Origin of the sequence: Limosilactobacillus frumenti DSM 13145 (assembly GCF_001436045.1) — a bacterium.
In the GTDB taxonomy this organism is placed as follows: Bacteria; Bacillota; Bacilli; order Lactobacillales; family Lactobacillaceae; genus Limosilactobacillus; species Limosilactobacillus frumenti.
In genome coordinates this window covers 1-13,129 of the sequence record NZ_AZER01000025.1, presented here as the reverse complement: position 1 = coordinate 13,129, position 13,129 = coordinate 1, and the positions used below count along the sequence as shown (strand labels likewise).

The 13,129-nt window shown below is 42.5% G+C and carries 12 protein-coding genes and 1 pseudogene; 9 read left to right on the top strand and 4 right to left on the bottom strand.

Features of this window, described 5'->3' with window-relative positions; genetic code table 11:
* The first annotated feature begins 83 nt into the window (after positions 1-83).
* The 4 genes from FD27_RS07930 to FD27_RS07915 all read left to right on the top strand — a co-directional run bounded on the left by FD27_RS07930 (position 84) and on the right by FD27_RS07915 (position 4,663).
* On the top strand, positions 84-1,037 hold the full coding sequence (locus tag FD27_RS07930; RefSeq protein WP_057752393.1) for an aldo/keto reductase: 954 nt from the start codon (positions 84-86) through the stop codon (positions 1,035-1,037).
* A 1-nt stretch (position 1,038) separates the two neighbouring features.
* Positions 1,039-1,542 carry a phosphatase PAP2 family protein gene (locus tag FD27_RS07925; protein WP_057752390.1) on the top strand — a complete coding sequence of 168 codons (504 nt, stop codon included), beginning with the start codon at positions 1,039-1,041 and terminating at the stop codon, positions 1,540-1,542.
* Between the two features lie 465 nt (positions 1,543-2,007).
* Entirely contained in the window at positions 2,008-2,937 is a 930-nt protein-coding gene (locus tag FD27_RS07920; protein ID WP_057752388.1) for a DMT family transporter, read from the top strand.
* 301 nt (positions 2,938-3,238) lie between these two features.
* Positions 3,239-4,663: an MFS transporter gene (locus FD27_RS07915; protein ID WP_057752385.1), complete on the top strand. Its 1,425-nt coding sequence runs from the start codon at positions 3,239-3,241 to the stop codon at positions 4,661-4,663.
* A gap of 60 nt (positions 4,664-4,723) precedes the next feature.
* Here FD27_RS07915 and FD27_RS07910 read toward each other — a convergent pair whose 3' ends face one another.
* Positions 4,724-5,575 (bottom strand): LysR family transcriptional regulator, encoded by an 852-nt coding sequence (locus FD27_RS07910; protein WP_057752383.1) that lies wholly within the window; start codon positions 5,573-5,575, stop codon positions 4,724-4,726.
* A 133-nt stretch (positions 5,576-5,708) separates the two neighbouring features.
* On the opposite strand from FD27_RS07910, the gene FD27_RS07905 reads away from it, so the two are divergent.
* On the top strand, positions 5,709-6,773 hold the full coding sequence (locus FD27_RS07905) for an LCP family glycopolymer transferase (RefSeq protein ID WP_057752379.1): 1,065 nt from the start codon (positions 5,709-5,711) through the stop codon (positions 6,771-6,773).
* 14 nt (positions 6,774-6,787) lie between these two features.
* Positions 6,788-8,044: a chloride channel protein gene (locus tag FD27_RS07900; RefSeq protein ID WP_057752377.1), complete on the top strand. Its 1,257-nt coding sequence runs from the start codon at positions 6,788-6,790 to the stop codon at positions 8,042-8,044.
* A 55-nt stretch (positions 8,045-8,099) separates the two neighbouring features.
* Here the strand turns inward: FD27_RS07900 and FD27_RS07895 are convergent, their stop codons facing one another.
* On the bottom strand, positions 8,100-8,951 hold the full coding sequence (locus FD27_RS07895; RefSeq protein WP_057752374.1) for a transporter substrate-binding domain-containing protein: 852 nt from the start codon (positions 8,949-8,951) through the stop codon (positions 8,100-8,102).
* A 25-nt stretch (positions 8,952-8,976) separates the two neighbouring features.
* Positions 8,977-9,657 carry an amino acid ABC transporter permease gene (locus FD27_RS07890; protein WP_057752370.1) on the bottom strand — a complete coding sequence of 227 codons (681 nt, stop codon included), beginning with the start codon at positions 9,655-9,657 and terminating at the stop codon, positions 8,977-8,979.
* A 144-nt stretch (positions 9,658-9,801) separates the two neighbouring features.
* Between FD27_RS07890 and FD27_RS07885 the strand changes: the two genes are divergently transcribed.
* Positions 9,802-11,277: an amidase gene (locus FD27_RS07885; protein WP_151495813.1), complete on the top strand. Its 1,476-nt coding sequence runs from the start codon at positions 9,802-9,804 to the stop codon at positions 11,275-11,277.
* Between the two features lie 45 nt (positions 11,278-11,322).
* Positions 11,323-12,309 (top strand): LacI family DNA-binding transcriptional regulator, encoded by a 987-nt coding sequence (locus tag FD27_RS07880; RefSeq protein ID WP_057752364.1) that lies wholly within the window; start codon positions 11,323-11,325, stop codon positions 12,307-12,309.
* Between the two features lie 84 nt (positions 12,310-12,393).
* Here FD27_RS07880 and FD27_RS07875 read toward each other — a convergent pair whose 3' ends face one another.
* Positions 12,394-12,666 (bottom strand): SemiSWEET family transporter, encoded by a 273-nt coding sequence (locus tag FD27_RS07875; protein WP_057752568.1) that lies wholly within the window; start codon positions 12,664-12,666, stop codon positions 12,394-12,396.
* A 284-nt stretch (positions 12,667-12,950) separates the two neighbouring features.
* Here FD27_RS07875 and pgi point away from each other — a divergent pair.
* Positions 12,951-13,129: pseudogene (gene pgi, locus FD27_RS08755) on the top strand (glucose-6-phosphate isomerase); the annotation flags it as partial.

The window sequence follows — 13,129 nt, the reverse complement described above, 5'->3', positions numbered from 1 at the left end:
ATTAACGCATTCGCTTCGTTTAATCTATTGTACAATAATCAGTGGAACTAATTAATTATGCTCGTTAAGCGAGGAATAATGGTATGAAAACAGTTAAACTTGGTGGCACTAATCTGCCTGTATCAAATATTGCACTAGGGATAATGCGAATGGGGACCTTGTCTGTTGAAAAGTCAACGTTAGCCCTTCAAGCAGCTCATGAAGCAGGAATTAATTACATTGATTCTGCAGATATTTACGGTAATGACCCGGAATTAGGACGGGGTTCATCTGAAATTCACTTTGGCCAGGCGTTTAAGCAAAGTGGTCTTCATCGTGAGGACTTCTTTATTCAATCCAAGGCGGGGTTATTTGCGAACGCTGATAATAAGATTACCCGTTATGATTCATCGAAGAATCACCTATTAAAAGCCGTTGATGGGATTCTCCAGCGGATGGGGATTGATTACTTAGACTTATTAGCCATTCACCGCCCGGATCCACTCATGGAACCAGAACAAATTGCTGAAGCATTTGACCAATTGGAAGCTAGTGGTAAGGTCCGTCGGTTTGGGGTTTCCAACTTTAACCCGCAACAAATTGCCCTTTTACAGCAGGCAGTTAACCAACACCTTCTAGTGGACCAAGTTCAGTTTGGTTTGGGACATACGGGGATGATCGACTATGGTCTGCACACAAACATGACGGATGATGGTTCCGTTAACCATGATGGGGGGCTGATTGAATACACGCGCTTGCGCCGGATAACTATCCAAACATGGTCGCCATTCCAGTACGGGACTTTTGCGGGGACTTTCATTAATAGTCCTAAGTTCCCCGAGTTAAATGATAAGCTCGGTGAGTTAGCTGCTAAATATCATGTCAGCAAGAATGCCATTGCTGTGGCATGGATCTTGAAACATCCTGCGCACATGCAAGTCCTGATTGGTACAATGAACCCTGAACACATTAAAGATAGTGCGGCCGGAAGTGACATTACTTTGACAAACCAGGAATGGTACGACCTGTATCTGGCTGCCGGAAACACATTGCCATAAGATGAACTATCAACAAATTTATTCGCAAATTTCTTCCTGGTTTAATGGCCATCCTACTGCTCATAAAATGTTAATTTGGTCCAACACACTCATTGTGTGGGTCATGTACATCGCATATTTTAGCTTGCTGTTGTGGCTGATTATCGCTCCACAATCTTTGTGGCCATTCATTGTCATACCCGGTGGCAGTTTTGTCCTATTATCCATTGTTCGCAGACAATTAAACTATGCACGGCCATATGAAAAGTGGCCAATTAAACCGTTAATTCCTCGTGAGGGGCGGGGGGAATCAATGCCTTCCCGCCACGTTTTTTCAGCAGTAATGATTGCGCTATGTGTGTGGTTAATTCAGTGGTGGCTAGGGTTAATATTGTTAGGGTTAGCACTTACTTTGGCGTTTATCAGGGTTATCGGTGGTGTTCACTACCCACGTGACGTGATTGTCGGGGCCTTGTGTGGACTGTTGGCTGGTGCAATGCTCTTTATTGTTATTAGTTATCATTAGTAATACCAAAAAAGCGATGAGGTAATTTACCTCATCGCTTTTTTGAATAAAACCATTAAAATAATTGCTTAAGCCCGATTGTTCATTATGTGGGCGCTTGTCGCAATAATCAGGGCCACGAAACTAATTAAGGCAATAACATTACTCATAGCAGACATCATATTGAACAACTCCTTTTAACATAATCTGGAAAATAATTGGGTTCTTATTAACCCCTCCACAGTGTATTATAACAGCTTTTATTCATTATGATGATAATAATTGCATAAGCTTTTAGTGAGCGATTTTCTTAAAAATTCGCCATTTTTATTAACAAATGCTCAGAGAATGAAACCGGTTACATAATCATTGTCTTAGCTCTTTTCAAAAAGTTAATTTTTTAAATATCAAAGGCTTTCATATGGCCATTTGCTGGGAGGTGATGTTAAATTAAGTTATCAGAGTTAAACGAAAGGGCGAATAAGTATGTCACGAAAAATGAAAGGAGTCTTATTAGCAGCTGGTGGGGCTTCTTTATGGGGTGGTTCTGGAGCGGCTGCTCAGTACCTGTTTTCTAGAACGGACATTAACACCAATTGGTTAGCGGCAATGCGGCTTTTACTAGCTGGTGCATTGTTGTTATTATGGAGTACTTATAAGGCACCTCACCAGGTACGGGCATTGGCAACTAATAAGAAAAATATTTTTTATTTAGTCATGTTTGCCGTTTTTGGGATGCTCAACTCACAGATTTCTTATTTTTTGGCAGTTAAATATAGTAATGCGCCGACTGCGACGGTGATTCAGTATTTGCAACCGGTCATTATTATTGTGTGGTTAGCAATCGCAGAACGCCATTGGCCAAGTCGATTAGACAATATTTCCGTTGTTGTTGCATTAATTGGGACATTTTATCTTGTGACTGGCGGGCATTTGAATACCTTGACACTAACACCGCGGGCAATTTTGTGGGGTGTTTGGTGCGCCGTTGCGGCCGCATTGTATACTTTATTGCCACGACCATTGCTTGAACACTTCGATGCTCTTGCTGTGTGTGGATTTGCCATGCTCCTAGCAGGAGTTTGTATTATACCAGAATTGTTTATTCATCCAGTACCCCACTTGGATTTGTTGGGCTGGTTACTGATTGCCTACATTATTGTCGGCGGGACCATGTTCTCGTATACCATGTTTTTGCAAAGTATGCGCTACATTTCGCCAGCCGTAACGGGGATCTTGTCAGCTTTTGAACCATTAGTGGCCACTTTGCTGGCGGTGACGTTACTAGGGACACGACTCACAGTGGCAGCGGTGTTTGGCTCAGTATTGATTTTGCTGACAACAGTTATTCAGGCTATTCCAATGGACCGGATTCCGGGATTGCATCATTTAACAAAAAAGGAGCCATGGAATTAGTAAAATCGATCGTTAAAGAAATTTAAATATTTTTTTCGGAATTAAATAACTGCTCATAATATAATGAACCTTTTGCAATAATGATATTTAATCAGCTATCAATAATGCTGGTATCACGACTAATGAGACACTTTTAAATTATTAGACCAATTTGAAACTGCCATGCGATATTGTTCAAATTGGTTCATTTTTGTCTAGTAAAAATGTAAGCGCTTCTTTAAATTTTACTGAAAATCAAATATAATAAAACTTGTGATGTAGGAATTACCTACTCAACGTTATAACAAGGGAGTTGTTTGGAGTGTTTCATTTTCTTAAACCGTCCCCGGATGCTGAGAAATTAGTACCAAAGGACAAAATAAGTTCTACTTATAAACGCCGTCAAGCCGGTGTTTTAATTGCCACCTGCTTCTCTTACTTGGCTTACTACATTATTCGGTTAATCTTTACGACTGAACAGAAGCCAGTTATGAAGGAATATGGATTTAGTATCGGTCAAATCGGTCTGATTCTGTCTACCTTCGGGATTGGTTATGGGGTTGCCAAGCTGTTCATGGGTGGTTTAGCTGATAAGGCTAACACTAAGACCTTCTTAGCATTTGGTTTGTACCTATCTTGTTTCTTTAACGCCATTTTGGCTTTCACGAAGAACTTCTATGCAATTATTTTCTTAATGCTTTTAATTTCCATTACGCAAGCCATGGGTGCACCAGCTTGTCAGCGTGAAATTTCATTATGGTTCGCTAAGAAACACCGTGGGGTTGTCTTTGCCGTTTGGGCATCTGCCCACAACGCGGGGGCCTTTGCCTGTGTTGCATGTATCCAAATTGCCACATTCTTATTCTCCGGTTCACTACCAGCCGTCTTCTTGACCGCCTCAGTTGTTTCTGCTGTGATCGCTACGATCATGCTGCTGATCAACTCCGAACGTCCAGAAGCTGCCGGCTTGCCAAACATGGCTGTTTATTCTGGCCACGTGGAATTGGATGAAAATGGTAATTCAACTGCCCAAGAATTGTCTAACAAGTCATTCTGGCAGATTCTGGTTCAAAACATCTTATGCAACAAGGTTGTTTGGGCCGTTACCTTAACTTCAATGTCAATTTACATTGTTCGTTATGGGATTATGTCATGGATTCCTTCATACCTGCCAACCAAAGGATTCTCTGTTGATTGGGCTAAATGGTTAGTCGGAATCTTCGAATTGTCTGCTGTTCCAGGTGTTATCATCTTGGGTGCTGTTTCTGACCTTTTGAAGGGTCGTCGTTCACTGGTTTGTTTCATCTGTGTTATCCTGATGATCATTTGCCTGATCACCTACTTCACTTCTAACAACCATGCTGTAATCGTAACTGTTCTCTTCATCATGGGAAGTCTGATTTACGCACCACTATCATTAGTTGGATTGATGGTTAACGAAGCGGTACCAAATTACGCCGTTGGTCTTTCAACTGGATTCATGGGCTTCTTCCAGTATGTCTTTGGTGAAACTGCTGCTACGGCCTTAATTGGTCAATTGGTTGACCACTACGGCTGGGGCGCATCATCTGCTACGATTTACGTTGCTGCTGGGATTGCCTTCTGCCTCTTAGTTTACTTAGTATTTAAGGAACGTCATATTCTTAAGATGGAAGCTCAGATTAACTCTGATCCAGCAGCCCAAAAGGCTGAAGAAGAAGCTACAGCCAAGGCTGATAAAGCAGCTGCTGAAGATGAAAACAAGTAGTCAATTATTTTCATAGACTTAAAAACCATTTGATGTTTCGCGCATCAAATGGTTTTTTCTTTATAATGCATCGATTAACTTTTTAGTGATGGGGCTAAGTTGGCTACCTTTTTGCCAAACTAACTGCACTTTAGTGGCCCAACGTGGATGGTCAATTACTCGCAGGGAGTGGTTGGCATATAACTCTGCAATTGATTTAGGGACCAATGCGATGCCCATCCCCAAGTCAGCCCACAAGACGGCTGTTCGGGCATCGTCGCATTTGACGGCATAAAAAGGGGAAATACCTGCTTGGGCGAACCCGTCATTTAATATTGCTTCAAAGCGACGGTACAAAATCAGGGGTTGTTTACTGAAGTTTAGTAAATCCAGCCTCCCCATCGGTAAATGATACTGGTGGTCGTCAAACACCGCTACAATCGGATCATTAGCAATGGTTTTCTTTTCAATGCCAAGAGCATTGTAAGGGGTTCTGACAAGAGCTAAGTCAATCAAACCACTATTGACTTGCTTGATTAATTCGAAGGTATTACCCTCGGTTAATTCAAATGTCACATCAGGGTAATATTGGCGGAAAGACTGGAGGATGGTGGGATCGATGAGCTTCCCAGCAGATGACATCAGGCCCAGTTTAATAGTCCCCATTGTGCCGGCCTGTTCACGTTGCACTTCCTCTTTGACATTATCCGCAAGACTGACAATTTGCTTAGCATAGCGTTGGAAGACTTTACCTGCATCGGTCAATTCGATTCCATGTGATTCCCGCATAAATAATTTAGTCCCCAGCTCTTTTTCCAGTTGCTTCATGTTATAGGAAAGGGGTGGTTGGGATGTATATAGTAACTTAGCGGCGGAAGTAATTTGGTGTTCCTGAGCGACAACCAAAAATTGCCGTAGTTGTTTGAGATTCATAATAGTCACCACGATATTCAAATATTTAATATCACTTATTATAAAACAGTATTTTATTATTTACCAAGGCACGCGTACACTAATTATTAGCTTGATAAAGTTATCCAATAATTAGCTAGGAAGTGAGTTTTAGATGCATGAATATCATGGTCGCCATCAACGTCCTCGCCGTCGTTGGCCATTGATGGTAGCACTAGGAATGATGGTAATTGCCATCTTAATAGGGTGGGCTCACCATTCCTTCTATACGACTGCAAGTCAGATGATGACTACTAATTCTCGCTCCATGCCAGCCAAATTGAGGCACGGTAAGCCATTTACCGTTCTTGTGATGGGAACTGATGTTGGTGCCCTGGGTCGGGGAACGTCCTATGCCGGTAATACTGACACGATGGAATTGTTAACGGTTAACCCCAAAGAGAAGCAGATTCAAATGGTGGCGATTCCCCGTGATACCTTAGTACGGGTCAATACTAAGAAAGGCCCCGACTTTGTTAAGATTAATGCTGCCTATGCGATTGGTGGAGCTCGGCAAGCCAAAACCCAGGTTGCTGAATTGTTACACGTCCCAGTTGACTACTATGTTCTGACTAATATGGGGACGTTAAAGAAAGTGGTGAACGCGGTTGGCGGTGTCAACGTAAATAATCCGTTTGCCTTTACTTATGAAGGTCACCACTTCAAAAAAGGTCACCAGCATTTAAATGGCGAAGAGGCCTTGAAGTATTCGCGGATGCGCTATGATGATCCCAATAATGATTATGGCCGTCAAGAACGTGGTCAGCAGGTTTTACAGTCAGCGATTGTGTCATTTAAACAACATGGTTCTATCACTGCTGCTCACCAAATTATGACGGCAGTACGTGATGGGGTGCGGACGGACTTACCAATTAACCAGGTAGAACGGTTGTATTTGAGTTACCATGCTGCATTGGCAAATACGACCCATACACATCTTCAAGGAAAAGACGCTATTATCGATGAAACATCATTTCAAATTGCACCACCACAGGAAATGCTTCGCCTATCCAACCTTGTTCGACAATCATTGGGGATGGCGACTATTCACTCTATTGATAATTATGAAACAAGGATGTATCATCAACAACATTGGTGGAACGGCTACAACCGACTTCACTTTACGTTACCCAATGGCGCCAGGTATAACCAGCCTGGCAGTGGCCAGTGGGATAATTAGGAGGAGAATTGAAATTGGAAACTAAGTCGAAAAACAGCGCAATGGTTGTCGCAACCTTAGTTTTAGGAGTGATCGTTGGCTTCAGTTCACTACTACTTAGTGTGCTGTTAGATGTGACAGAACGCTTCTTTTTGAACTTTGAAGAAACTAACTTGGTCCCGGTCGACGTCAATGCGGGGGCGATGCACCGCTTTATCTCAGTCTTAATTGGTGGGATTATCGCGGCAATTATTTGGTACTATTTGCAGCGGCATTACCGTCCTGTTAAATTAGGCAAGGCCGTTGATGGTCAAAAAATGCCACTCGTGAAGACCCTAATTCACGTTTGCACGCAAATCTTCTTCGTTGGGACAGGAAATTCAATTGGTCGTGAATTAGCACCACGGGAAGCAGGTGCTGCCTGGGCCCAAAAATGGGAAGAAGTAACCGCTAAGTATCCAGCATTACAGCTGACGGCGGAAGACCGCAAAATGCTAGTTGCTGCCGCTGCGGGGGCCGGCTTTGCCGGGGTTTATATTGCGCCGATTACTGGAGCAGTTTTCTGTATTGAATTGCTTTATAAGAAAATTAATGCACGGGTGATTGCCGTTAGTTTGACTATGTCAACGATTGCCACTTTAATCGGTTCCATTGTTAAAGGGTATAAGCCTTATTACTTAGTTGGGTCGAATAATTTTCATTTACAGTTATTACCACTAGTTGTTTTATTAGGCCCGCTGTCAGGGTTAATAGGAACAATTTTTAAAAAGTATATTGCAAAGGCGAAGGCCCATCGGGTTCGTAACATTAACATTATGATTCAATTGCCAGTGGTTGCTGCTATTACTGGTGGGATTGCTGCTTTCTATCCGCAAATTATGGGGAATGGCCGTGGCTTAGCCCAGTTAGCAATGAGTACTAATTCGCACAGCCAGAAGGTCATCTTAGCGCTGCTCTTTGGTTTAGTAGCTAAAGTCCTCGTGACACTGTTCGTCATGAAGTGCGGTGGCTATGGTGGTGTACTGACGCCGTCAATTGCAGCTGGTGCGGTTATTGGTGCTTTTGCCGGGATGGCTTACATTGCTTTCGTCCCTGGCGTAACGATCGCGCAAGTAGCTGTTTTAGGGGCGGCCTTCTTCTTGGCTGCTTCCCAACAGGCTCCATTGATGGCGTTATTTATGCTGTTTGAAGTTTGTCATTTGAACTTCTCCGCCTTATTGCCATTAGCCATGGGTGTTGGGTTGTCCATTGCTATTTCCAAGTGGTTGCAAACAAAGTCATTTTTCAAATAAAAATACAAAAGCGTCCGTGGCTAATTCCACGGGCGCTTTCTTTGATCGTTATTAATTAACGGCCATCGTATTTACTTTGAATCTTGAAGTGCTTATTAATGTGAACATGAGGCTTCTTGGTAATATCAGAGCCGTAGTACTTCTTCGCAATTCTGGAAAGGGTACCATTCTTCTTCAATTTAGCGAGTTCGCCATCAACTTGCTTTTGGAGTTTGGCATCCTTCTTGTTCATGACAATTCCTTCACCCTTACCGTCTTCGTTAGTGGTGAAGTACATGCCTTTCTTGATCTTCAGACCACTGTTTGGTTCAGCAGCCAAGGCCAATTTTTGGAGGTAGTAATCATTCATGATGTAGTCGGTCTTGCCAGAAGCAACGTCTTTAGTATAAACATCATTAGAAACGTTATCGTAATTAACTAGCTTAGCACCAAGTTGTTGGGAAAGACGCTGGTAACCAGTCCCGGCTTCACCAGCGGACTTCTTACCTTTTAAATCACTCCAGTTGTGGATCCCAGAATCATCGCTCTTCCGGACGATCAAAGCGTTGAAGGAGTGCTTGATTGGTGTTGACATCCGGTATGACTTAGTTCGACTTGGAGAAATAGCAAAATCATCAACCGCCATATCAGCCTTACCAGTTTTAACGGCGGTCAGCATACCATCGACACCGTATTCCTTAAACTTAACTTTTTTATGAAGTCCCTTGGCAACTGCCCGAATAACTTCCACATCATAACCAGTTAATTTTTTCGTCTTCGGGTCATGGTATGAAGTTGGGTACAGTGTCCCTGAAGTAGCAACTGTCCAGGTATCTTTATCGGCGGCACTCTTGCGACCACATGCAGAGAGGCCAACAACGACCAGCACTACCATCGATAGTAGTAATAATAATTTTTTACGATTCATTAAAATGTTCCTCCTAGCAACACACTTATTCATCAGTAGAACTGAAACTAAAGTAATCTTCAGACCAATGCTCAATCCATCCGAGGACGCAGCAAACTAGCCAATAGATGACCGCAATTTCAATATAAATGGTCATGTAGTCTTGACTAGCACCAGCCACGATTTTGGCTTTCATGAACATTTCTGAAACGGTAATCATTGCCGCCAATGATGTTCCCTTGAACATGTCTAACATCACGTTACCAAGTGATGGCAGAACGATTCGGAAGGCCTGCGGTAAAATGACGTACATCATCATTGTGTGATATGGCAACCCTAATGCCTCGGCCGATTCATACTGGGAGTGGCCAACCCCTTTGAGAGCTGACCGGTAATATTCAGCCAGAAAGGCACTTGGCACCACCGTAAACGAGACGATCGCTGCTGGCATGGCATCCATGTTAATTCCAAAGTAAGTTAAGAACAGGACAACCAGCAGGGGGACACCACGGAAAAATGAGATGTAGAAACGGGCAATCCAGGATAAAACTCTCGACTTGCTAATCCGGAGCAGCATGACTAAAATGCCAACAATGTTGGATGTCGTAAAACAAATGATCAATAATAGCAGTGACAACGGCAGACCACTCAGAATTGTTGGCAATGAACGAAAGGCCAGTGGGGCATCGAAGAAACCAGGAATAGAAAGAAACTTGGCCCAACCCACAATAAATTCATCTCCTTGCTAAGAATTTGACTAAAGTATAGGCTGATGTAAACGCTTTTACAAGAATTTTGAGACGGTTTATAATAAAAGAGTCTAATTGTGGTGAACTAATAGAAAGAAGTAACCATTGTGAATATCAAAACAATGCTATTAACATTACCTGCATATCAACTTGGTCAACTTGTACAAACGGGTCAAGTAACCAGCAGTGAGTTGATTGATGCAGCACTATCGCGAATTGAAGAACGCAATCCTAAGCTTAATGCGGTAATTCATCTTCGGGCTGAGGCTGCCCATCAGGAGGCACAGAAACTGAAGGATAATGGTCAGCCGTTCTTAGGCGTCCCAATCTTAATTAAGGGCCTTGGCCAGCCCTTGGCTGGTGAACCGGATACTAATGGCAATCGGTTATTCAAGGACCACGTTGCTAGCGAAACGAGTAACTTTGTTCGTTCTTTGCAAAAAGCCGGTTTCATTATCATTGGTCAGACGAATTTCCCTGAATTTGGTTTCAAGAATGTTTCCGATGACCAACTTTACGGTGCGGTTAAAAGTCCCTGGGTAAATGAATACACGCCGGGTGGTTCTTCTGGTGGTTCTGCTGCAGCGGTTGCTGATGGTTGGGTGCCATTAGCTGCCGCCAATGATGGCGGGGGATCAATTCGAATTCCCGCTGGCTGGTCCGGATTAATTGGTTTAAAACCAACACGTGGACGGATTCCAACTGGGCCTAGCGGTTGGCGTTCTTGGCAAGGAGCCTCAATTAACTTTGCTTTAACCCGGACAGTTAAGGACACGGCATTGCTGTTGGACCAATTACAGACGGTACAAGATGAGGCGGTTTTTCAGACACCGTTGTATGCGGGTGGCTTTGCAAAGAATCTCGGTAATGTTATTCCACCCATTACGATTGGCTATACGACAAAGTCACCATTAGGCACTCCCGTAAGCGACGAAGCTAAGCAAGCTGTTCTTGACGCAGTAGATTTTCTTCGTGACCAGGGTTTCCATGTTCAAAAAATGTATGATCCTGTTGATGGAAGAAAATTAATGCGTTCTTATTACTTAATGAACGGTGCCGAAACTGCTGCGATGTTTGCAAATGTACAACGGGGGATGAAAAGACCGCTGGGACGGAATGACATGGAACTATACACGTGGGCATTATGGCAGATGGGTCAACACGTGCTGGGCTCTGAATATAGTCAGGCATTGAGCTTGTGGGATGAAGCAGCTGCTCAACATTCCCAAATGCACCAGTTTTATCCACTATTTCTAACACCAACTAATGCTGAACCGGCACCGCGGGTTGACGATCCTGACCGGGTCGAATATATTGACCAGATGAAACACATTCAAGAATTAACGCCCGGGGAACAACGGCAGCTCATTTATGATCAATGTTTACCTGGAGCCGCTCGCTCGCCATTTACTGAGCAGGCTAATATGACTGGTGAGCCAGCAATTTCTTTGCCAACAGCAATGAGTAAGCAAGGGACCCCAATGGGGATTCAATTTATTGCTGACAAGGGTCATGAAGAACTACTGCTTCAAATGGCCAAATTATTTGAAGACCAGCGACAATTTAAAATGCTAAATCCTGTTCCACAAATTCACTAATGAACAAAATGGTATAATAGTAATTATGAGTGAGGTTACTATTGTATGACTAATAAATCTGTAAAGTTAGAAGATGTTGCTAAAGAAGCTGGTGTTTCTAAAACAACCGTTTCACGGGTCCTAAACAATCGAGGATATTTAAGTAAACAGACTGTCGAAAAGGTCCATCAGGCAATTGAAAAACTACATTACCGTCCTAATGTTGTGGCGCGCCAACTATTTCGCCAGTCCACTCATTTGGTTGCATTAATTTTTCCAACTGTTGATGATCCCTTTTTTGCTCAACTTGAGGCGGAATTGGAAAAACGATTGGCGGCCCTGCGGTATGGAGCTTTGATGGGCAATAGTCAGAATAATCCCGAAAAGGAACGCCAGTATTTAAAACTACTCTTAAATCACCAGGTCGATGGGTTGATCGTTGGTGCCCACAATCAGGGTATTACCGAATACCAGCATACAAATTTGCCAATTGTTTCGATTGAACGTTATATGGGGAATAATATTCCAATTGTTACTTCGGATAATTACCATGGTGGCGAGTTAGCTGTTCAACGATTATTGAATGATGGATGTCAACACATTATCCATACTAATTACCCTAGTTATCAGGTTTCACCAAATGAATTGCGGCAACAAGCTTATGAAGATGTTTTGCACCGTCATGGAATGAAACCAATTACATATCAAGTATCATTTGATATTTCTGAGGAGGCCAAGAAAAAAGTCTTTCGGAAGATGTTTCGCGAGCATCCGGAAGTTGATGGGATTTTTGCTGATAACGATACCAACGCTAGCTTAATTATTCGTGTCGGTAAGGAATTTAATCGTCATGTTCCAAATGATCTTAAAGTCGTAGGGTTTGATGGTGCTAATATTACGCGGATGTTATCGCCAGAATTAACGACGATTCAGCAGCCATTACCAGAAATGGCAACGAAGGCCATTGAATTACTGATGGCCCAAATTGATGGCAAGCCATATCAAAAAACGGTGAAATTACCAGTACGGCTCATTAACTCAACAACTGCATAAATAGAAGAAGACTGAGAAACGATTTGTTCCTCAGTCTTTTTTGTTCAAGCTAACCTTCACTTAATGCCAGGAACGCTAATTAGATTAGTGGATAAAGGCTGTAATTGCAGTAATAATTCCGAAAATGATTCCGGGAAAGTTAGAGATAATCACAGGCCAATCCTTTTTAATTGGTTTCAGCCAACCATAAACAACCCACATGGTAGCGTTAATAGCAGCAAAAAACGGTTGCACAGGGGATACTGGATGACCAGAAAAGTTAGCGATAATTTGTTCGACATATGAAGAGTACATTATTAAGCAAGCAATTGTTGCAATGTTCCCACTGATTTTGACTTGCTTGAGACGTTTTGCCACCCATTCTTTATCAGGCTCAACTTGTTTACTAACGACTTGGGGGCTGACTTTCTTTTCTTTACCGGTTAATTCATCTTTACTAATAACTTTTTCTTTACTCATCATTCATAATCCCTTCTGGTAAATACTCCACTTTAAGTAAAAAATACTCGAGGAATATATTATCTTGCAAATAAATGTATGTCAACCGGTTGACATATTCTTCGGTAAGCGCTATCATACAAAGTGTCGAATAAGTAAGCGCTTTAGACGACTAAACAACTCACAGAAAGAAGATTATATCAATGGCACATATCTCTTTTGACAAAACTGGCTTAAAGAAATTCGTTAATAAAAATGAATTAGGCGAAATGCAGGCCATGGTTACTGCAGCAGATGATGAATTACGTAACGGGACTGGTGCTGGTGCTGACTTCCGTGACTGGCTCCACTTGCCATCTGATTATGATAAGGAAGAATTTGC

What these genes read in the sequence shown, in the direction of transcription:
- FD27_RS07930 (WP_057752393.1), top strand. Translation starts at nt 84, where the DNA reads ATGAAAACAGTTAAACTTGGTGGCACTAATCTGCCTGTATCAAATATT.
- FD27_RS07925 (WP_057752390.1), top strand. Translation starts at nt 1,039, where the DNA reads ATGAACTATCAACAAATTTATTCGCAAATTTCTTCCTGGTTTAATGGC.
- FD27_RS07920 (WP_057752388.1), top strand. Translation starts at nt 2,008, where the DNA reads ATGTCACGAAAAATGAAAGGAGTCTTATTAGCAGCTGGTGGGGCTTCT.
- FD27_RS07910 (WP_057752383.1), bottom strand. Translation starts at nt 5,575, where the DNA reads ATGAATCTCAAACAACTACGGCAATTTTTGGTTGTCGCTCAGGAACAC.
- FD27_RS07905 (WP_057752379.1), top strand. Translation starts at nt 5,709, where the DNA reads ATGCATGAATATCATGGTCGCCATCAACGTCCTCGCCGTCGTTGGCCA.
- FD27_RS07895 (WP_057752374.1), bottom strand. Translation starts at nt 8,951, where the DNA reads ATGAATCGTAAAAAATTATTATTACTACTATCGATGGTAGTGCTGGTC.
- FD27_RS07885 (WP_151495813.1), top strand. Translation starts at nt 9,802, where the DNA reads ATGCTATTAACATTACCTGCATATCAACTTGGTCAACTTGTACAAACG.
- FD27_RS07880 (WP_057752364.1), top strand. Translation starts at nt 11,323, where the DNA reads ATGACTAATAAATCTGTAAAGTTAGAAGATGTTGCTAAAGAAGCTGGT.